General features: G+C 72.2%; 16 protein-coding genes. 2 read left to right on the top strand and 14 right to left on the bottom strand.

All coding sequences use genetic code 11. The features are described from left to right. Positions 1–14: 14 nt before the first annotated feature. The 13 genes from ACR80Q_RS08860 to mshD form a co-directional block, all read right to left on the bottom strand. Positions 15–926 carry a carbohydrate ABC transporter permease gene (locus ACR80Q_RS08860; RefSeq protein ID WP_435377236.1) on the bottom strand — a complete coding sequence of 304 codons (912 nt, stop codon included), beginning with the start codon at positions 924–926 and terminating at the stop codon, positions 15–17. After that, positions 923–1,852 (bottom strand): carbohydrate ABC transporter permease, encoded by a 930-nt coding sequence (locus ACR80Q_RS08855; protein WP_435377235.1) that lies wholly within the window; start codon positions 1,850–1,852, stop codon positions 923–925. The genes ACR80Q_RS08860 and ACR80Q_RS08855 overlap by 4 nt, the downstream gene beginning before the upstream one ends. Further along, the gene (gene ngcE, locus ACR80Q_RS08850; RefSeq protein ID WP_435377234.1) at positions 1,852–3,285 is read right to left on the bottom strand and encodes an N-acetylglucosamine/diacetylchitobiose ABC transporter substrate-binding protein; all 1,434 of its coding nucleotides are present in this window, start codon (positions 3,283–3,285) and stop codon (positions 1,852–1,854) included. The genes ACR80Q_RS08855 and ngcE overlap by 1 nt, the downstream gene beginning before the upstream one ends. Before the next feature lie 68 nt (positions 3,286–3,353). Further along, a complete protein-coding gene (locus tag ACR80Q_RS08845) occupies positions 3,354–4,127 on the bottom strand; it encodes a sugar isomerase domain-containing protein (RefSeq protein ID WP_435377233.1) in 774 nt (257 codons plus the stop codon). A gap of 320 nt (positions 4,128–4,447) precedes the next feature. After that, a complete protein-coding gene (gene rlmB, locus ACR80Q_RS08840; RefSeq protein ID WP_435377232.1) occupies positions 4,448–5,491 on the bottom strand; it encodes a 23S rRNA (guanosine(2251)-2'-O)-methyltransferase RlmB in 1,044 nt (347 codons plus the stop codon). Next, a complete protein-coding gene (gene cysS, locus ACR80Q_RS08835; protein ID WP_435377231.1) occupies positions 5,491–7,014 on the bottom strand; it encodes a cysteine--tRNA ligase in 1,524 nt (507 codons plus the stop codon). Before cysS ends, rlmB begins: the two co-directional genes overlap by 1 nt. A gap of 202 nt (positions 7,015–7,216) precedes the next feature. After that, the gene (locus ACR80Q_RS08830) at positions 7,217–9,328 is read right to left on the bottom strand and encodes an alkaline phosphatase (RefSeq protein WP_435377230.1); all 2,112 of its coding nucleotides are present in this window, start codon (positions 9,326–9,328) and stop codon (positions 7,217–7,219) included. A gap of 195 nt (positions 9,329–9,523) precedes the next feature. After that, positions 9,524–10,462, bottom strand: a complete 939-nt coding sequence (gene pstB, locus ACR80Q_RS08825) for a phosphate ABC transporter ATP-binding protein PstB (protein WP_435377229.1) — start codon at positions 10,460–10,462, stop codon at positions 9,524–9,526. Further along, on the bottom strand, positions 10,462–11,376 hold the full coding sequence (gene pstA, locus ACR80Q_RS08820) for a phosphate ABC transporter permease PstA (RefSeq protein WP_435377228.1): 915 nt from the start codon (positions 11,374–11,376) through the stop codon (positions 10,462–10,464). Before pstA ends, pstB begins: the two co-directional genes overlap by 1 nt. A 1-nt stretch (position 11,377) precedes the next feature. Then, positions 11,378–12,352 carry a phosphate ABC transporter permease subunit PstC gene (gene pstC / locus ACR80Q_RS08815; protein ID WP_435377227.1) on the bottom strand — a complete coding sequence of 325 codons (975 nt, stop codon included), beginning with the start codon at positions 12,350–12,352 and terminating at the stop codon, positions 11,378–11,380. A 94-nt stretch (positions 12,353–12,446) separates the two neighbouring features. Beyond that, positions 12,447–13,466, bottom strand: a complete 1,020-nt coding sequence (locus ACR80Q_RS08810) for a PstS family phosphate ABC transporter substrate-binding protein (protein ID WP_435377226.1) — start codon at positions 13,464–13,466, stop codon at positions 12,447–12,449. 174 nt (positions 13,467–13,640) lie between these two features. Then, positions 13,641–16,142, bottom strand: a complete 2,502-nt coding sequence (locus tag ACR80Q_RS08805) for an RNA degradosome polyphosphate kinase (RefSeq protein WP_435377225.1) — start codon at positions 16,140–16,142, stop codon at positions 13,641–13,643. A 12-nt stretch (positions 16,143–16,154) separates the two neighbouring features. Continuing rightward, positions 16,155–17,162, bottom strand: a complete 1,008-nt coding sequence (gene mshD, locus ACR80Q_RS08800; protein WP_435377224.1) for a mycothiol synthase — start codon at positions 17,160–17,162, stop codon at positions 16,155–16,157. A gap of 220 nt (positions 17,163–17,382) precedes the next feature. On the opposite strand from mshD, the gene ACR80Q_RS08795 reads away from it, so the two are divergent. Beyond that, a complete protein-coding gene (locus ACR80Q_RS08795) occupies positions 17,383–19,230 on the top strand; it encodes a bifunctional metallophosphatase/5'-nucleotidase (RefSeq protein ID WP_435377223.1) in 1,848 nt (615 codons plus the stop codon). Between the two features lie 90 nt (positions 19,231–19,320). On the opposite strand, the gene ACR80Q_RS08790 is transcribed toward ACR80Q_RS08795, so the two are convergent. After that, the gene (locus tag ACR80Q_RS08790; protein WP_435377222.1) at positions 19,321–20,022 is read right to left on the bottom strand and encodes a response regulator transcription factor; all 702 of its coding nucleotides are present in this window, start codon (positions 20,020–20,022) and stop codon (positions 19,321–19,323) included. A 74-nt stretch (positions 20,023–20,096) separates the two neighbouring features. On the opposite strand from ACR80Q_RS08790, the gene ACR80Q_RS08785 reads away from it, so the two are divergent. Further along, positions 20,097–20,852, top strand: a complete 756-nt coding sequence (locus ACR80Q_RS08785) for a hypothetical protein (protein WP_435377221.1) — start codon at positions 20,097–20,099, stop codon at positions 20,850–20,852. Positions 20,853–20,904 lie beyond the last annotated feature (52 nt).

Raw genomic sequence — 20,904 nt, 5'->3', positions numbered from 1 at the left:
CTGCACCTCGCGCACTACTTCAGGGTCCCCTGCGCCACGGACCCCTGCAGCCGGCGCTGGAACACCAGGTACACCACGAGCACCGGGATGATGGTGAGCACCGCCCCGGCGAACAGCGCACCGAAGTCCACCGAGTAGCCGGCCTGCGACGCGAACGAGGCCATGCCCTGCGTGAGGACGTAGGAGTCCGGGTCGGAGTTGAGCACCACCGGCAGCAGGAACTGGTTCCACAGCCCGACGAAGTTGAGGATGGCCACCGACGCCATGCCCGGTCGCGCCATGGGCAGCATCACCTGGAAGAACGTCCGCCACTCCCCCGCCCCGTCCAGCGCGGCCGCCTCGGCGATCTCGCCCGGCAGGTCCGCGAAGAAGCTCATCAGGAAGAAGACCGTGAACGGGTAGGCGTAGGCGGCGTACGCGGCGATCAGGCCGGGCAGGGTGTTGAGCACCCCGAGCTGCTGCAGGATGAAGAACAGCGGCACCACGGCCAGGAACACCGGGAACGTGAGCCCGGCCACGACCAGGGTCCGGACGACGGCCCGGCCGGGGAACGTGAACCGGGCCAGGACGTAGGCGGACATCGCCCCGAGCAGCATGGTGATGACCAGCGCACTGCTCACCACGAGCACCGAGTTGAGGAAGTACCGGCCGATGCCGGCGGTGTTCCAGGCGCTGACGTAGTTGCCGAACTGCGGTGAGGCCGGCAGCGAGAACGGCGACGCGAAGATCTCCTGCGAGGTCTTCAGCGACGACATCAGGGTCCACAGCAGCGGGGCGATCACCAGGACGGTCCACACCACGAGGATGGCGTGCGACGTGGTCGAGACCGCGCGCTCACCCCGGGGCACGGCGCCCGTGCGTCCGGGACCGGGGCGCCCGGCGCGACCCGGGTGGGTCCCCGGCCGGCGGACGTCGGTGGCGCTCATGCGCCGAGCCGCCGCTCGAGCAGGCGGGACACCGACAGCACGGCGGTGACGAAGCCGAACGTCACCAGGGCCAGCACGACGCCCATGGCGCAGGCCACGCCGAACTGACCCTGCGAGAACGCCGTGGTGTAGATCTGCTGGGTGATGACCAGCGTCGAGCTGTCGGGGCCGCCGCTGGGGTTGAGCGCCTGCATGTAGACGAACGCGTCCAGGGCGAGGATGCCCATGTAGACGTAGGCCGTGCGGACGCTGCCCAGCACGCCGGGCAGGGCCACGTGCACCGCCGAGCGGAACCGCCCCGCGCCGTCCAGGCGCGCGGCCTCGAACCGCTCGGCGGGGATGCCCTTGATCGCCGCGACGAACAGCACCATGTAGAAGCCGATGAACGACCAGACGATGACGACCATGGACGCGGTCATGGCCGTGTCGGGGTCCCCCAGCCACGCGAAGTCCGCGAACCGGTCGAACCCCAGCGAGGTGAGGGCCCCGTTGAGCAGGCCGTTGGCCGGGTTGTAGATCTGGCTCCAGATGATGCCGATGACGATGGCCGGCACCACGTAGGGGAAGAACGAGACCACCCGGTAGAACCCGGAGCTGCCGAGCCCGCGCACCCCGCCGTGCGTCGACCCGCCGAACGTGACGAGGACGGCCAGGGCGAAGCTGAGCACGAGGGTGACGACGGGCACGACCAGCAGCAGGGTCGCGCTGTTGCCGAGTGCGGTGAGGAACCGGTCGTCGGAGGCCAGCCGCGCGTAGTTGCCCAGCCCGATGAACGGCTGCTCGGCGCTGAAGCCCGTCCACGCGGTCAGCGAGTAGTACGCCGCCTGCGTGAACGGGTACAGCACCAGCAGGACGTAGAGGGCGAAGGGCAGGCCCAGGAACACCACGATCATGCTCACCCGGTCGAACCCGGCCCGCCCGACCATCAGGCGATCTCGATCTTCACGATCGCGTCGTCCTCACGGATCCGGTCGAACAGCTCCTGCATGCCGGTGGCCAGGGTGGCCGCGTCGGACTCCCCGGACAGGAAGCTGTTGAACAGCACGTTGACCTCGGCCGTCATGCCGTAGGTCGACACCATGTTCCAGGAGAACGTCTGGTCGCCGGCGGCCTCGAGCATGTCGATCTGGGCCGCGAGAGCGGTGGACCCGAACGCGTCCTCCGGCACGGTGTCGCGCACGATGGTGGAGGCGAGCTTGGTGCGGGCGAACTCCGTGGCCGTCTCCGGCGACAGCATGACGCGGAGCATCTCCTTGCCGCCGGCGACGTTGGCGGCGTCGCTGGGCACCACGTAGGGCTCGTTGGGCGTGTTGCGGATGGACTCGTAGGGCAGCGCGGAGTCGTCGCTCACCAGGGGCGCGGGTGCACCGGTCATGACGAAGTCCTCGGCCGTCTGCTCCTTCATCTCGTTCTCGATCCACGACCCCGACGGGTACAGCAGCGCCTCCTGCGCCTGGCTCCACTGGGCCTGGGCGGCGGTGAACTGCGTGCCCGCACCTCCGGGGCGCATGTAGCCGCGCTCGACGACCTGCTCCATCGCGGCCAGCACGTCGGTGACGGCCGGCAGGCTCCATGCGTCGGCGGCCAGGTTGTCCATGGCGAGGCGGACCTCGTCACCGCCCTGCTTGATGGCGGAGTCCACGGCCAGGGTCAGGTAGTAGGACGCGGCCTCGGTGCCCCACGTGAACAGGTACTTGCCCTGCTCCTGCGCGGCGGCGCCCAGGGTCAGCGCCTCCTCCCAGGTGCGCGGCGGCTCCCAGCCGTTGGCCTCGAACAGCGACTGGGAGTACCAGAGTGCGTACACGGTCAGCACGTAGTTGATGGCGGCCAGCTTGCCGTTGTACATCCCGACGTCCAGCACGCCCGGGTACAGGGTGTCGGCGATGACGTCGCCGTCGACGTTGGGTGCGTCGATGACCTGCTGGAGGTCCTCGAGGTCGTCGACGATGGCAGACAGCCCGATGGCGCCGGCGCCGGAGTTGTCTAGCAGGTCCGGCGGGTTGCCCGACACGAAGCGCGGCTGCATCTGCTGCGCGATGGTGGTGGAGGCGGTGATGTCGACGGTGGAGCCCGCGTGCAGCTCACCGAGGACACCGCCCGCGAACTCCGCGTAGTCCACGCCGTAGCCGCCGTCGAAGATGACCGCGTCGATGCTGCCCTCGGTGACGCCGAACGGGTTGTCGGCGTCGACCGGCCCCGTCGCGGGCGCCGCCGCCCCGGACTCGGGGGTCGACGGCCCGCTGCCGGAGGCTGCGCACGAGGCGAGCGTGATGCTGAGCGGGGCGGCCACCCCCGCGGCCGCGGACGCCCGCAGGAACTGTCGCCGGTGGAAGGGGCTTCGGGCGGTCGTGTCGGTCATCGTCGGCTCCGTCGGTCGGTGGTGGGTGGGTCAGGTCGTCTGCCCGGCCCGCTGGCCGGGCACCGGGGTCAGGCACCGCGCCGGATGCGTCCGGCGTACCTCGCCTCGAGCTCGTGGTTGTGCTCGTCGCCGCCCGGCACGTTCGCCGACACGTACAGCGGCACCTCGAGGCCCTGCTCGGCGAGGCGGGTCGCGGTCCCGATGGTCAGCAGCTGGGCGAGGTAGGCGGACGTGATGGACGACACGGCCCCCACCGGCACCCCACCGACGGGGTCGAGCGTGGCGTCGCCGTAGGGGGCGAGGTTGTCCAGCACGACGTCGGCCACCTCGGACAGCCGCTTGCCGCTGGGGTGCTTGGGAACGACGCCGGCGGTGTGCAGCAGGCTGGTGACGGCCACGACGGGGTGGCCGTGCTCCTTGGCCAGCAACGCCATCCCGACCACGGAGCCGTTGACGCCGGAGTTCGACGCGATGACGAACACGTCCTCGGGCTCGCGGCGGACCGTGGCGAAGAGGTCCTCGGCGATGCGGGGGTCGCGCTCCAGCGGGGGGTTGCCGCCCAGCTCGTCCAGGGCGTGCGTGCCGAACAGCACCGCGTCGCGCAGGGCGATCCGGTTGGTGGGGATCAGGCCCCCGGCGCGACCGGCGACCTCCATCGCGAACGCCTCCGAGTGACCGGTGCCGAACGCGTGCACCACCCCACCGCGGGCGATGGCGGTGGCGAGCAGCTCGACGGCCGCGTCCAGGCCCCCGTCCTCCGCGAGCACCGACAGCTGCTGCAGCCGGCTGACGACCTCGTGCTCGAAGGTGGGGACGTGGCCGGTGGGTGCCGAGGGCTGCACAGGGGGGCTCCAGGGGTCGTGGCGTCGCGGGACGACGGACAGCGCGGGGGCACGCCCGTAGTCATGCGCCTGATGACTGCTTCTGATCGAATCTCTGACGTTCGATCGCTTCCGGACGCTAGCACCGGCCGCACGCGGTCCGGAAGGACCTTTGGGTAAAAACTTTCCATCGAGGTGCCCATCAGGTCAATCCTTGCCACCCGCCCGCAGACGGTTGTCCCCCCGCGGTCAGGGCACGCCGGGAGGGGTCACCGCAGCACGCCCCCGACCGGCCGGTCGGGGGCGTGCTGCGTTCGTGGAGCGGTGTTGCGGGGGCGCCTTCAGCGCTGCTGGGCGACCGCGTACAGGACGATGCCGGCGGCGACGCCGGCGTTGAGCGACTCGGTCTCGGCGGCCATCGGGATCGAGACGACGGTGTCGCACAGGTCCCGGACCAGCCGGCTGAGGCCCTCGCCCTCGGACCCGACGACCAGGCAGACCCCGGTGCCCTCGACGTCCAGCGAGGGCAGCTCGACGTCGCCCTCGGCGTCCAGGCCGACGACCATCAGCCCGGCGTCCTTGTAGGCCTGCAGCGCACGGGCCAGGTTGGCGGCCCGGGCCACGGGCACCCGGACGGCCGCGCCGGCGCTGGCCTTCCAGGCCCCGGCGGTCATCCCGGCGCTGCGCCGCGAGGGCACCACGACGCCGGCGGCGCCGAACGCCCCGGCGGAGCGGACGACGGCGCCCAGGTTGCGGGTGTCGGTGACGCCGTCCAGGGCGATGATCACGACGTCGCTGCGTGTGCGGCCCTGCAGCAGGTCGTCGGGGTGGGCGTAGTCGTACGGCGGGATCTGCAGCGCGATGCCCTGGTGGACGGCACCGTCGGTGAGCCGGTCGAGGTCGCCCTTGCCGACGCTGAGCACGGACATCCGGGCGTCCGAGGCGAGCCGGACGGCGTCGCGGACCCGGGTGTCGGAGTCAAGGCCGTCCTGCAGGTAGAGGCCGGTCGCCCCGATGCCCGCCTGCAGCGCCTCGAGGACGGAGTTGCGACCGGCGACGTACTCCGAGCCGGTGCCCGAGCGACGACCCTGCCCGGCCCGGGTGGGTCGCCCACCGGGACGGTACGCACCGCCGCCCGAGCCGCCCGGCCCGCTGCCGGGCCGCCCCTTGCGCATGCCGGCGAGCGCCTTGGCGTCGCGCTCGGCCTTCTTCTCGGCCGACTCGATGGCCAGCTTGCGGTCGTTGGCCGGGTGCGAGGGCCGGTCGGCCGCCTTGGGCGTGGGCCCGCGCCCCTCCAGCGCCTTGCGACGCTGCCCGCCGCTGCCGACGCTGGGGCCCTTCTTGCCGCGGCGGACCGCACCTCGTCGTCCGGTCTGGCCAGCCATCAGCTGTCTCCCTGCTGTGAAGTGCTCGTGGTGGTGCGGTCGGCCAGGGACCAGCGTGCGCCCTCGGCGGTGTCCTCGATGACCACGCCCGCGGCGACCAGGCGGTCCCGGACGGCGTCGGCGGTGGTCCAGTCCTTGGCGGCGCGGGCGGCGGCTCGGGCGTCCAGCTCGGCCCGGACCAGCCGGTCCAGCGCCGTCCTCGAGTCCGAGGAGCCGGCGTCGAGCCTCGACGGCTCGATCCCCAGCACCGACGCCATGGCCCAGACACTGCTCGCGGCAGCGGAGACGGCGTCGCGCCGACCGGCGGCCAGCGCGGCGTTGCCGTCCCGGACCACCCCGTGCAGCGCGGCCAGGGCCGAGGGGACCGACAGGTCGTCGTCCATGGCGGCGACGAAGTCGTCGCTCGGTCGGCCCGCGGCGACGAAGTCGTCGCTCGGTCGGCCCGCGGCGACGACGTCCGGGGCCGGGGCTCCGGGCCCGACCTGGTCGGGTCCCAGCAGCTCCCCCGCCCGGCGCAGGAACCCCTCGATTCGCTCCCACGCCGCCGCCGCCTCGGTCAGCGAGGTGTCCGAGAACTCCAGGTTGCTGCGGTAGTGCGCGGACACCAGGTAGTAGCGCAGCACCTCGGGGCGGACCTGCTGCAGCAGGTGGGCCACGCCGAGCGAGTTGCCCAGGCTCTTGCTCATCTTCTCCCCCGCCGTGGTCAGCAGGGCGGAGTGCAGCCAGACCCGCGCGAACGGGTCCCCGGCCGCGTTGGACTGGGCGATCTCGTTCTCGTGGTGCGGGAAGCGCAGGTCCAGGCCGCCGCCGTGGACGTCGAACTCCGCGCCCAGGTAGCGGGTGGCCATGGCCGAGCACTCCAGGTGCCAGCCGGGCCGGCCGCGGCCCCACGGCGTCGGCCAGGACGCGGTCGCGGGCTCGGAGTCCTTGGCGGACTTCCACAGCGCGAAGTCACGGGGGTCGCGCTTGCGACCGGCGAGGGCGGGGTCGGTGTCGTCGGCGGGCTCCAGCTCGTCCAGGCCCTGCCGGGTCAACCGGCCGTAGGCGGCGAAGCTGCGGACGTCGAAGTAGACGTCGGCGGTGCCGGGCACGGCGTAGGCGTGGCCGGCGTCCACGAGACGCTGCATCAGCTCGACCATCTCGGTGACGTGGCCCGTGGCGCGCGGCTCGTACGTCGGCGGCAGCACCCGCAGCGCGTCGTAGGCCGCGGTGAACTCGCGCTCGTAGCGGTAGGCGTGGGCCCACCACTCCCGCCCGGCCTCGGTGGCCTTGGCCAGGATCTTGTCGTCGACGTCGGTGACGTTGCGGACCAGCGTCACCTGGTAGCCGGAGTGCAGCAGCCAGCGGCGCAGCACGTCGTAGACGACCTGGGCGCGCACGTGGCCGATGTGCGGGCTGGTCTGCGGGGTCGCGCCGCAGACGTAGATGCCGACGTGACCGGGGACCACGGGGTCCAGCGGGGCGGTGGTGCGGCTCAGGCTGTCGTGCAGGCGCAGGCCGGAGGACACGGTCGGTTCGGGCACCCGCCCAGGGTACGGGCGAGCGGGGTGCGGCCGCGCCGCTGACGCAGCCGCCGCGGCGGGGCGCACGACCACGTCGACGACCACGGTGAGCCCGACGCCGTCGACGCGGGCGAGGCGACGGCGAACCGGGTCCGCACGCACGACGGCCGCGCCGCCCCGGGAAGGGCGGCGCGGCCGCTGGTGCGGTGCGGTGCCGGGTGGGTCAGCCCCGGCTGCGGGCCGGGACGCGCGTGGCGGCCGGCGCCGGCGCGGCGGGTGCGGGCGTGGCGGGTGCGGGCGTGGCGGGTGCGGGCGTGACCGGCGCCGCGGTCGTGGTCGCGCTGGCGGCCCGCGCGGACGCCCCCGCGACCTGCGGGATCTCCAGCCCGAGCGCGTCGACCATGGCGTGGAACACCTCGGTGTTGTCGAGGACGCCGTTGAACTTCGCGGCCCCCGCCCCGGACGCGATGACGTACACGTCCTCGACGGTGTGCACGCAGTTGGTCTGGTTGTAGGGCAGGTTGCCGATCTGGACCAGGGCCCCCGGGTCGCGCGCCGGGTTGTCGACCGCGCGGCCGGTGGCGTCGATCAGCGCCGGCTGGGCGAACCGGGCGTTGTGCTGGAAGTCGTCGGAGTGGTCGGGGTGGTTGGACCAGCCGAAGAACAGCTGCACGTCCGGGTTCGGGTCGTCGGGGAACCCGTCACCGTTGGTGTCGGTGTAGGTCGGGAAGCCGGCCTCCGCGTACACGCCGTTGCCCTGTCGGTCCGGGGTCGGGTCGTCGCGGCGGTCGTGGGTGCCGACGATGCTCATCGAGTGGTTGTGGTCGGCGGTGACGACGACCAGGGTGTCGCCGTTGGCCTCGGCCCAGCGCTTGGCGACGCCGAGGGCCTGGTCGAACTCGATGGTGTCGTAGACGGCACGGGGACCGTCCAGCGGGTGCGACATCTTGTCGATGCTGGCCGCCTCGACCATGAGCATGAACCCCTCGTCGCGGCGCGACAGCACCTCCAGCGCGGCCTCGGTCATCTCCATGAGGGTGGGCTGGTCGGGGAACTGACCAAGCACCGCGGCGTCACGGGTGACCTCGCGGTCGACGTAGACGTTGAGGTTGCCGTTGTGGAACAGCCCGAGGAGCTTCTCGGGGTTGCCGCCCAGGGCCGCGGACAGCTGGTTCCGGTCGGCGGCGTAGGCGAACCCCTCGTCCTGGAACTCCTCGATGAGGTTGCGCTCGTCCTGCCGACGGGAGCCGGGCGTGGACCGGGGCAGCAGCGACGCCCGGCCACCACCCAGGAGCACGTCGGGCATCTGCTCCGGCAGCAGGGCCTGGTCCATGATGTCGACGTACTCCGCGCGGCGGCGGGTGTGCGCCCACACCGCGGCCGGGGTGGCGTCCTGGATCTCGCTGGTCGTCACGACCCCGACCGCCATGTTGCGGGTGCGCTTGAGGATCTCGGCGAGCGTCTCGACCCGGGGGTGGTCGTCGGGGTCCTGGGAGTTGCCGACGTACACGCCCATGGCGTTGACCGACGACTTGTGCCCCGTCATGTAGGCCGACATCGAGTTGGCCGAGTCGGTGGCGATGGAGTCGTCGCCGGACGTCATGACCAGACCGCGGTAGTCCATCCGGTCCATCTCGAGCAAGCCGTTGTACTTGCCCTCGGTGATGCCCTTGGACAGGATGCGCGCCGCGGTGATGGGGGCCGCGCCCATGCCGTCACCGAGGAAGAAGATGACGTTCTTGGCCGGGCGGGCCGGCGCGTCCAGGGCGAGCACCTCGTGCGTGACGCTGCCGACGCCACGCCCGGTGCGGGAGTTGACGTTCACCGACACGGTGAACGTGCCGGCGTCCGGGTAGGACAGACCCTCGTACTCGACCTCGACGCTGTCGGGCAGGTTGGAGGTGCGGACCGGGTCGCCCGTCAGGAGCGGGACGGGGCCGCTCGGGCCCTCGACCGTGATCCGGATCCGGCTGGACTCCGGGTCCACCCCGGTGACCTCGACGCGCAGGTCGAAACGCGCGCCGGGGCGGAACGTGGCCCGGTCGAGGGGCAGGATCTTGACGCCCAGGCCCTCCCGGGCGGCGCGACGGGCGGCCACGCGCGGGCTCAGGGCGGCGGTGGCCGCGTGCGGGTCCGCGGCGCTCAGCGCGCCCTGCGGGACGTAGGCCCCGGCGGGGGCCACCGCCGCACCGGCCGGGCGGAGGCCGGTCCCGACGACCACGGCGGAGGCGAGGCCACCCGCCCCGGCGCCGAGGAAGCCGCGCCGGGAGAACCCGCGGCCGGACTGCTGGTGGTCGTCGTCGTGCGTGCCGTCGTGCTTCTGGTTGTCGGTCACCCGACACCCCTCTCGTCGCGTTGCCAGGTCGGGTTGCTCCCGCAACCTATGCAGGAGCGCATCCATCCGGGTGAACGCATGACAAACGTCTGGACAACGAACGCAGGAGGGCCCCCCGGCGGGCCGGGACGGACAGCAGCAGGGCCGCCACCGTGACGGTGGCGGCCCCGACGGCCGTGCTGCGACGGGTGGAGCTCAGCCGAAGCGGCCCGAGATGTAGTCCTCGGTGCGCGGGTCGACCGGGTTGCTGAAGATGCTCGTCGTGTCGCCGTACTCGATGAGCCGGCCGAAGCGGACGTCGTGCTCCTGCTCGACCTCGGCGGTGAAGAAGGCCGTGCGGTCGCTGACCCGGGCCGCCTGCTGCATGTTGTGCGTGACGATGACCATCGTGTAGTCGCCCTTGAGCTCGTGCATGAGCTCCTCGATCTTGGCGGTGGCGATGGGGTCCAGGGCCGAGCACGGCTCGTCCATGAGGATGACCTCGGGCTCGACCATCAGGGCGCGGGCGATGCACAGACGCTGCTGCTGGCCGCCGGACAGGTTGTAGGCGTTGTCCTTGAGCTTGTTCTTGACCTCGTCCCACAGGCCGACCCGCTTGAGCGTGGACTCGACCGTGGCGTCCATGTCGATCTTCATCCCGTTGACCTTGGGCCCGAACGCGAGGTTGTCGTAGATCGACTTGGGGAACGGGTTCGGCTTCTGGAAGACCATGCCGATCCGCGCACGCACCTCGACCGGGTCGACGTCCTTCGCGTACAGGTCCTGGCCGTGGTAGTCGATCCGGCCACCGACCTTGGCGCTGCTGATCAGGTCGTTGGTGCGGTTGAAGCACCGCAGGAACGTCGACTTGCCGCAGCCGGACGGGCCGATGAACGCGGTGATCTCGCGCCGCTTGATCTTCATCGACACGTCGGTCAGCGCCAGGTTGGACCCGTAGTGCACCGACACCTTGTCCACGCCGAACACGACGTCGTCACCGGAGTGCCCGGGGTCGATGGCCGGCCGGTCGGAGCGGACCCGTCGGGTGACGGGGGCGCTGACGTCGAGGTTGATGCCCGCTCCCGTCGTGTCGGGGGCAGCCGCCGTCGAGCCCTGGGCGGTCACGGAGGTCTTGGTGTCCATGCTGTCGCTCATCAGTAGGTCCTCGTGTAGCGGTTGCGGATGAAGATGGCCGTCGAGTTCATGAGCAGCAGGAGCGCCATGAGGACGATGATCGCCGCGGCGGCGACCTCGATCTGGAACTCCGCCTGCGGCCGCTTGATGAAGTCGTAGATCTGGATCGGGATCGCCGTGTAGGCCTCGGACAGGTTCCACGGCTCGTTGTCGGCCCGTCGGGAGAACACCGCGCCGGCCACGAGGATAGGCGCCGTCTCCCCGATGGCCCGCGACAGCGCGAGGATCGTCCCCGTCATGACGCCCGGGATCGCCGCGGGCAGCGTCTGCCGGAAGGCGACCTGGATCGGGGTCGCCCCCAGGGCCAGGCCGCCGCTGCGGATCTCCCGCGGGACCGAGCGCAGGGCCTCGCGGCTGGCCACGATGACGACCGGCAGGACCAGCAGCGTGAGGGTCAGGGCTCCGGCGATCAAGGACCGTCCGAGGCCGAACGTCACGATGAAGATCGACAGACCCATCAGCCCGTAGATGACGGACGGGACCCCGGCGAGGTTGTTGATGTTCGTCTCCAGCAGCCGGGTGATCCGGTTGTTGGGGGCGAACTCTTCGAGGTAGACGGCGGCCCCGACCCCCACCGGGAAGGTCATGAGGGCGACCAGGACCATCAGGGAGAGGGTCCCGGTAAGGCCCGCCCGGATCCCGGTGACGTCCGGGTCGCGAGAGGTGTAGGTGGTGAGGAAGTCGAGGCTCAACCGCCCCGACCCGTCGATGAGGATGTCGATGATCAGCGTCCCGAGGACCACCAGGGCGAGCGCGGTGGCGACGACCAGGACGGTCACGGTGGTGGTCTCGCGGACCTTGCGCCCGGCGGGCGGGCGCAGGTCCAGGTTCTCGTTGTGCTTGCGCACGACGCTGGCGGGGCTGGTGAGCACCATCTCAGTACACCTCCCGGTAGCGACGGACGATCCGCATGGCGATCAGGTTGATGAGGAACGTGATGAGGAACAGGAGCGCACCCACGGCGAAGATGGACTGGAAGGTCACCGACCCCCGGGAGCTCTCGCCGCCGACGGCCTGGGTGATGTAGGCCGTCATGGTCTGGATCTGCTGCAGCGGGTCCGCGGTGGGGATGTCCCGGGGCGGCAGGTTGCCGGCCGCCAGCGACACGATGAGCGTCTCACCGATCGCCCGGCCGAAGCCGAGCAGGATGGCGGCCGCGATCCCGGACAGCGCCGCGGGGAACACCACCCGCAGGGCGACGTGCCTGCGGGAGGCACCCAGCCCGTAGCCGGCGTCACGCAGCGCACGAGGGACGGCGGTCATCGCGTCCTCGGAGATGGAGGCGATGGTCGGCACGATCAGGACGCCGACGACCAGGCCCGCGCTCAGCGCGTTGAAGATGGGGACCCGGTCGATGCCCAGCAGGTCGCGCAGCAGCGGGGTCACGAACGTCAGGGCGAAGAAGCCCAGCACGACGGTCGGCATGCCCGCCAGCAGCTCCAGCACGGGCTTGATGACCCGGCGGACCTTGGGCTTGGCGTACTCCGACAGGTAGATCGCGGTACCCAGGCCGAGGGGCGTGGCGACGAGGATCGCGATGACGGTGATGAGCAGGGTGGAGTTCAGCAGCGGCAGGACGCCGACGGCGAAGGCGTTCCCCTCGGGGTCGCCGAAGGGCTGCCAGACCGTGCCGGTCATGAACTCGACGAACGAGATCGTGTCGAGCCGGAAGAAGTCGATGGCCTCCTCGAACAGCACGTAGACGATCGCGACCGTGGTGAACACGGACACGGCCGCGCAGGCGAAGAGCAGCGCCGTGAGCACCTTCTCGCCGTAGCGCGGCTTGCGGGCCGTCAGCCGGGCGCCCTCGGGGTCCGGGGTGGTGCGGGGAGGTGCGGTGGTGACAGACATGCGCGTGGGTTCTCCCAGCGGCTGGTAGGAGGCGGACGACCGTCGGCCCCCGCCGAGAGAGTAGAGAACCCTCTCGGCGGGGGCCAGGGGCAGATCAGCCCTCGGAGGCGGCGATCGCGTCGGCCACGTTCTGCTGGGCCTCGGAGATCTCCTCGTCGGTGGCGGGGATGAAGTTGACGTCCTCGATCACCGAGTTGACCGTGTCCAGGTAGAACGTCGCGAAGTCGGCGACCTCGGGACGCTCCAGGGCCTCGTTCTTCAGGTAGATGAAGAGCGGACGGGTCAGGCCGTAGCTGCCGTCCTGGGCGGCCTCGACGCTGGGCGCGACGCACCCCTCACCGGCGTCGAACTCGACGGCCTTCACGGTGTCGGTGTTCTCCTGGAAGTAGGAGAAGCCGAAGAAGCCCCAGGCGGTGGGGGTGCCGATGACGCCCTGGGCGATGACGTTGTCGTCCTCGGAGGCGTTGAAGTCCTGCCGGGGCTCCTCGATCTCGCTCGGCTCGAGGATGGTCTCGTTGAAGAAGTCGTAGGTGCCGGAGTCGGCGCCGGGGGCGAACACCTCCAGCGGCTCGGCCGGGAACTCGGGGTTGACCTGGTCCCAGCTGCTGACGCCGTCCGGACCCCAGATCGACACGATCTCGTCGGTGGTCAGGCAGGTCACGAAGTCGTTGGCCGGGTTGACGACCATGGTCAGGGCGTCGGTGCCGACGCGGATCTCGGTGAACTCGATGCCGTTCTCCTCGCAGAGCGCGACCTCGTCCTCCTCGATCGCGCGGGAGGCGTTGGAGATGTCGGTGTCGCCGGTACCGCAGAACCGCTCGAAACCGCCGCCGGTGCCGGAGATGCCGAGGTTGATGATGACGTCGGGCTGGACCGCGGCGTACTCCTCGGACAGCGCGTCGGTCAGGGGGCCGACCGTGGAGGACCCGTCGATGGCGATGGAGCCGCTGACGGCCTCGCCGCCGGCGTCGCCGCCTTCGGTGTCCTCGGCGCCGGCTGCGCCGGCGTCGGTCGCGGTGTCGGTCGCGTCGCCGTCGTCACCGCAGGCGGCGAGGGCGAAGGACAGCACGACGGCGACGGGGATGGCGCCGCGGGTCAGGGTGGAGCGCTTCACAGTTACCTCCTGGGGGGGCCCGTCAGGGCCGGGCTGGGGCTTGGTGCAGCACGAAACTAACCGCGCCGCAGAGCCCTGCAGAGCCCCTCAGATGTCCAGGAGGTGAACGGAGGTCGAACCTTGCCCGACCACACCGGACCGTGGTCACGGTCCGATAACGAACACGTCAGGGAGTCACCGGCTCCGGACGCCCGGTGACGGCCGTCGGGCCCCTCGACGCGCCGACGAACGCCCGCCGTGGGCGGCGATCATGATGGTCTGCAGGTCCGCCAGCGGCCGGCCCTCGTCGTCCAGGTGGTGCCGCACCCACTGCCCGTCCGGCTGCAGGTGCCAGGACGCCGTGCCGGGGTCCATGGACGTGTCCAGCAGGGTCATCAGCTGGTCGACGTGACGCCGGTCCCCCAGCCGGACCAGGGCCTCGACCCGGCGGTCCAGGTTGCGGTGCATCATGTCGGCGCTGCCGATGTAGACCACCGGGTCACCGCCGCCGACGAAGGCGAAGATGCGCGAGTGCTCCAGGAACCGCCCCAGGATGCTGCGGACCCGGATGTTGTCGCTCAGGCCCGGGACGCCCGGGCGGACGGCGCAGATGCCGCGCACCACGAGGTCGACGTCCACCCCGGCCTGCGAGGCCCGGTAGAGCGAGTCGATGAAGGCCTCGTCGACGATCGAGTTCAGCTTGAGCCGGATGCCCGCGGGCAGCCCCTTCTCGTGGTTGCTGATCTCGCGCTCGACCAGGTCGACCAGGCCCTGGCGCACGGTGCGGGGGGCCACCAGCAGACGCCGGTAGGACGAGCTGGGCGCGAAGCCGGACAGCTGGTTGAAGAGCACGGCCAGGTCGTCGGCCACCTGCGGGTCCTTGGTCAGCAGACCCAGGTCCTCGTACAGCCGGGCCGTCTTGGGGTTGTAGTTGCCCGTCCCGACGTGGCAGTACCGCGCCAGCCCACCGGGCTCGCGCCGCACGACCAGGCTGAGCTTGCAGTGCGTCTTGAGCCCGACGATGCCGTAGACCACGTGCACACCGGCCTGCTCGAGCTTGCGGGCCCAGCTGATGTTGGCCTGCTCGTCGAAACGGGCCTTGATCTCGACCAGGGCCAGCACCTGCTTGCCCGAGTCGGCCGCGTCGATCAGGGCGTCGACGATCGGGGAGTCACCGCTGGTCCGGTACAGCGTCTGCTTGATGGCGAGCACGTCCGGGTCGGCGGCGGCCTGCTCGAGGAACGCCTGCACCGACGTGGAGAACGAGTCGTACGGGTGGTGCAGGAGCACGTCGCGCCGGCTCACGGCGGCGAACACGTCGCTGGCCTTGGCCGACTCGACCTCGGCCAGGTCGCGGTGGGTGCGCGGCAGGAACGTCGGGAACTGCAGCTCGGGCCGGTCGACGTCGGCCATGATGAACAGACCACGCAGGTCCAAGGGCTCGGGCAGGCGGTAGACCTCGTCCGGGGTGACGCCCAGCTCGCGCAGCAGCAGCTCGGCGTCCTCCTCGGCGATGTCGTCGGCCAGCTCCAGGCGCACCGGCGGACCGAAGCGGCGGCGCAGCAGCTCCTTCTCCAGCGCCTGGAGCAGGTTCTCCGCGTCGTCCTCCTCGACCTCGAGGTCCTCGTTGCGGGTGACCCGGAACGTGGAGTGCCGGACGACGTCCATGCCCGGGAACAGCATCCCCAGGTGGGCGGCGATGACGTCCTCCAGCGGGACGAAGTCGGCGCGGTCGTCGTCCTCGCCCAGCTCGTGGGGCACCCGCAGGAACCGCGGCAGCACCGGCGGCACCTTGACCCGCGCGAAGTGCTGCTTGCCGGTGGCGGGGTTGGACACCACCACGGCCAGGTTGAGCGACAGCCCCGAGATGTAGGGGAACGGGTGCGCCGGGTCGACCGCCAGCGGGGTCAGCACGGGGAACACCTGGGCCCGGAACAGCTCGGTGAGCCGGGAGCAGGCGTGGTCGTCCAGCTGGTCCCAGCGCAGCACCGTGATGCCCTGGCTCGCCATGGCCGGGGCGATGTCGTCGCGGTACACCCGGGCGTGGCGGGCCATCAGGGTGTCGGTGCGCTGCGAGATCTCGTGCAGGATCTCGCGCGGCTCCAGCCCGGAGGCGGCCCGGACGGCGATCCCGGTCGCGATCCGCCGCTTGAGCCCGGCCACGCGGACCATGTGGAACTCGTCCAGGTTGCTGGCGAAGATGGCCAGGAACCGGGCCCGCTCCAGCAGCGGCATGTCCGGGTCCTCGGCCAGCTCGAGCACCCGCTCGTTGAACGCCAGCCACGACACCTCGCGGTCGGCGAAGCGGTCCTCGGGGAGGTCGTCGGGCTCCTCGGCGTGCGGCGGGGACGGCGCGCCCAGGTGCTCGGCGAGGTCGTCGCCGCCCCGGGGGTCGGTGGCGGGCACGTCGGTGGCCCGTCGCGCGGGCGCCCGCCTCGCCCGGGCGGTGCTCGACGGCTCCGCGCCCGGGTCGACCTGGGTGGCCAGCACCGGCTCGCCCGAGGTGAGCCCGGTGGCCGCGGGGTGCCCGGTGGCGGCCGTCTCGACGGGAACCTCCTCGACGGGGACCTTGTCGACGGGGACCTTCTCGACGGCGACCTTCTTGGCTGAGGTCTTCTTGGCGGGGGCCCGCTTCGCCGCGGGGGCCCGCTTCGTCGCGGGCGAGGGGGTACGGGCGGGTCGGCGCGCGGTTGCCATGGGGCGATGCTGTCAGACCTGGCGGCAGAACTGGACGTCCACGTCCCAGCGCGCGAAGCCCAGACCCTCGTACGTGCGTACCGCGGCCCGGTTGTCCGCGTCCACGTAGAGCATGGCCTGGTTCAGCCCGCGCTCGCGCAGGTGCCGCAGCCCCACCAGCGTCACGAGCCGACCGAGACCCCGCCCCTGCGCCGCGGGCGACACCCCCACGACGTAGACCTCGCCGATCGCCTCGTGGGCGTGCTCGGCCTCCCCGTCGCCGTGCCGGGTGGCCCCGTGCACCTTCGTCCAGTGGAAGGCGAGCAGCTCGCCGTCGGCCGGTGAGCCGTCGGCGCGGACGGCCAGGAACAGCCCGGCGGGGTCGAACCAGTCCTCGTGGAGCCGGGCGTCCAGGTCCGCGCGGGTCCACCGACCCTGCTCCGGGTGGTCCACGAAGGCGGCGGTGTTGACCGCCAGGACCGCGTCGGCGTCCCCGGGCTCATAGCAGCGCAGCGCGACCCCGTCGGGGACCTGCACCTGGGGCAGGGCCGCGTACAGGCTGCGCCGCATCTGCCACAGCTCCCGGACCCGGTCGAACCCCATGGCGGACGCGAGCGCCCCCGCGTCGGGGGACTCGCCGTGGGCCCACAGCCGCAACCGGCCGTCGGCCAGCACCCGCGACAGCTCCAGCAGCGACGTGACCAGCCGGCGGCCGTGGCCGCGACGGCGGTGGTCCGGGTCGACCACCAGCTCCGCCGAGGCACCCTCGACGGGGTCCGTGGGGTCCAGGTGCGCGTAGGCGACCACGGTCGACCGGCCCGGGTCCTGGTCCCGGACCAGCAGGTGGCGGCCGGGCTCCTGCCCGCCCTGGCGCAGGTGCAGCAGGACGTGCTCCGACAGCGGCGCGACGCCGTCGACCGCCGTGGCCCGGGCGACCAGGGCCAGCACGTCCCGCACGTCGTCCGTCGGCAACCGGTCCACCTGCTCGACCATGACCTCGTCATGGGCGTCGGGGGTGCGGCCGGACGTGGGCGGGACCATCCGTGGACCCTAGCCGGACCGCCCGACGAGGGCCCCACGCGCAGCGAGCAGACGGACACGCAGCGTCATGGCTCACCGAGGCCCCTGGAATTCCCGGCCGGGTTGTCGCAGCGTTCACCCGGTGCTCACCCGGATGCACCAGGTTGGGTGTGCACATGTCCGGCCCGCCCTCCCCGGGCGGCCGGGTCAGACCCCGTGTCACCGACCCCCCAGGAGAAACATGTCTCAGGCTCTACGCGGCACGGTCGCCGTGGTCGCCGCCGTCGCCCTCGCGGCCACCGGCGCCGCGACCGCCGGTACCGCCTCCGCCGCCCCCGGCAACGAACGCGGCAAGGCCGCCGCGCAGCAGGCGCGCACCACGACGCCGGCGTTCACGCTGACGATCGCGCACAACAACGACGGCGAGTCCGTCCTCGTGCCGACCCAGGCGGCCGACGGCAACGCCTACGGCGGCGTGGCCCGGTTCGCGTCGGTCATCGACCGGATCGAGCGGGAGTCCGTCACGGGTCGCCCGCCGGCGGGCCAGTCGCGCAAGCGCGGGTTCCTGCTGCTCAACTCCGGTGACAACTACCTCGCTGGGGCCACGTTCAACGCCGGCCAGCAGGAGGGGGCGCCGTTCTACGACGCCGTCGCCATCGAGTACCTGGACTACGACGTCCTGGCCATCGGCAACCACGAGTTCGACTTCGGTCCCGACACCCTCGCGGAGTTCATCGAGGCCGTCGAGGGCACGCCGTTCGTGTCCGCCAACCTGGACGTCTCCGGCGAGCCGGCGCTCGCCGCGCTGGCCGACGACGGCCGGATCGTGGCCAGCACCATCGTGCGGGAGAAGGGCGAGCGCATCGGCGTCATCGGCCTGACGACGCCGGCCCTGGCCAGCATCTCCTCCCCCGGCGCCGTCGAGGTCGACCCCGACGTCGTCGCCGTGACGCAGGCCCAGGTGGACGCGCTCACCGCCGAGGGCGTCGACATCATCATCCTGCAGTCGCACCTGCAGGGCCTGGACGCCGAGCTGGCCCTGGTCGAGGAAGTCACCGGCGTCGACGCCGTGATCGGCGGCGGCGGGGCCGAGCTGCTGGCCTCCCCCGGCGACCTGCTCGTCCCCGGTGACACCGCAGCGGGTGAGTACCCGCTGTACGCCACCGACGCCGCGGGCGTCGAGGTCCCGGTCGTCACCACGGTCGGCAACTACGAGTACGCCGGCCAGCTGGTGCTGAACTTCGACCGCGACGGTGAGGTCATCAGCGTCGACGAGGCCGCTTCCGGCATCAACCGGGTGAGCCCCGTCGGCCCGGACGCCGTCGAGCCCGACGCGTTCCTGCTGGCCGACGTCGAGGCGCCGGTCCAGGCGTACCTGGACGCCCTCGACGCCAACGTGCTCGCCACCAGCGAGGTCAACCTGGACTTCGAGACCCCCGACGTCCGTGGTCGGGAGTCCAACGGCGGCAACCTGATGGCGGACATGATGTTCGCCGCGGCCGAGAAGCGGGCCGCCGAGTTCGGCGTCCCCGCCCCGGACCTGGCCTTCCACAACGGTGGCGGCATCCGCGGCAACGTCGACCAGCCCGTCGGCCCGTTCACCGAGGCCGACACGTTCCGCATCGCGGCGTTCACGAACTTCGTGTCCATCGCCCCCGCCATGACGCCCCAGGTCCTCAAGGGCATCCTCGAGGAGGGCGCGGCGTCGCTGCCCTCCACCGGTGACGGGGCGTTCGTCCAGATCTCCGGTGCGTCCTACGTCATCGACCCGTCCCGGCAGGCGCGCGTGCACTCCGGCGCCCCGAACTTCGTCGAGACGGTCCCCGGCGACCGGATCCGCAGCGTGGTCCTGGACGACGGCACGGTCGTCGTCCAGAACGGCGTCGTCGTGCTCGACCGCACGCTGTCGGTCGCCTCGAACGACTTCTCGCTCGGGGGCGGCGACGCCTACCCGCCGAGCGCGTTCGTCCGCCTGGGCGTGCAGTACCAGCAGGCGCTGGCCCAGTACCTCACCGGCGACCTCGGTGGCGTCGTCACCGCGGCCGACTACCCGGTGGCCGGCGAGGGCAGGATCACGATCCTGCCGTGACGCACGGCTGACGCAGCAGGAGGGCCTCGACCGGTGACGGTCGGGGCCCTCCTCGTGTCGGGGGGGGGTGCTGCTGCGGGGACGACCGGCTCAGCCGGCGTCCTCCTCGGCGGCCGCCCGGCTCACCACGAGCCGGTAGCCGACGTTGCGGACCGTGCCGATCAGGTGCTCGTGCTCGGGGCCGAGCTTGGCCCGCAGCCGACGGACGTGGACGTCGACCGTCCGGGTGCCGCCGAAGTAGTCGTAGCCCCAGACCTCCTGCAGCAGCTGGGCCCGGGTGAACACCCGACCGGGGTGCGTGGCCAGGAACTTCAGCAGCTCGAACTCCTTGTACGTCAGGTCGAGCACCTGACGTCGGACCCGGGCGGTGTAGGTGCTCTCGTCGATGACGACGTCACCGGCCACCACCTCCCCCGGCGTCTCGTCCACCGAGGCCTGCGCGACCCGGACGGAGACGGCCAGGCGCAGCCGGGCGTCCACCTCGGCGGGCCCGGCGTCGCTGAGGACCACGTCGCTGAGGCCCCAGTCCCCGGACACGGCGGCCAGGCCGCCCTCGGTCATGACCGCGAGGACCGGCAGCTCCGGGGACGTGGTGCGCAGCAGGCGGCACAGGGCGCGGGCCGCGGCCAGGTCACGCAGGCAGTCGACCAGCACGACGTCGGCGTCACCCAGGTCCACCAGCGCCCCCGGGACACCCGGCAGGACGTCGACCCGGTGCGGCAGCAGCGCCAGTGCGGGCAGGGCTCGCGCGGACGGGCTCAGCGCGTCGCCGAGCAGCACAAGTCGTGCCACACGATCCTCCTCGCTACCGGTGTCCCCCCGCTGCGGTCGAAGGATAGGGCGTGCGGTCGTGGCACGATGCCCGCGTGCTCGCCCGCCTGCTCGTCCTGCTCGGCGCGCTGGTGGCGGTAGCCGCCGTGGCCCTCGTCCCGCTCCTGGCGCGCGGCGCCTACGGCGGCTGGTGGGCCCCGGTGGCGTTCGTGGCCGTCGTCGCCGCCGTCGGCTACGGCTGGACGCGGCTGCTGCAGGTGCCCGTCGGCTGGGGCGTCGGCTGGGTCGTCACCATCACCGGGGCCGTCGGCGCGCTCGTCGTCGGCGTCGGTGGCGAGGACGGGCTCCGGTGGATCCCGACCACCTTCGCCCTGGGGGTGATCGCCGCGTTCGTCCACCAGATGGGACGTCGGGACGGGCGGCCACGGCTGGTCGAGTCCGTGTCGGCGAGCGTCACGGGTCAGGCGCTCGTCCTGCTCGGCACCGGCTGGCTGGTCGCCGACGCGGGCACCGGCAGCGTGGGCCCGGCCGTGGCCGGCGGGCTCGGCTGCACCGCGGCGGCCCTCACCATGACCCTGCCCTGGCCGCGGGCCCTGACCCTGCCGCTGTCGGTGCTCAGCGGCGGGCTGCTGGCCGGGGCGGTCGCCTCGTCGGTGCCCTCGCTGCCCGTCGGCGTCCTGGAGGCCCTCGTGATCGGTGCGGTGTCCGGCGTCACCACCGCGGGGCTGCACGTGCTGCTGTACCGCCAGCCCACCACGTCCCACCGGCGCGCCGCGGTGTCCGCGGGCGCGGCCTGCGTGCTCGCGGCCGGCCTCGCGGTCCACGTCGGCGCCCGCCTGACGCTGGGCTGACCGGGCTGACGTAGGGGGCGGGCCGTCCCACGCCTCGGACACCCGGGGAAGA

Source organism: Aquipuribacter aurantiacus, assembly GCF_051216895.1.
Taxonomy (GTDB): domain Bacteria; phylum Actinomycetota; class Actinomycetes; order Actinomycetales; family JBBAYJ01; genus Aquipuribacter.
The sequence above is the reverse complement of the archived record's forward strand: the minus strand, read 5'-3'. Positions and strand labels throughout refer to the sequence as shown.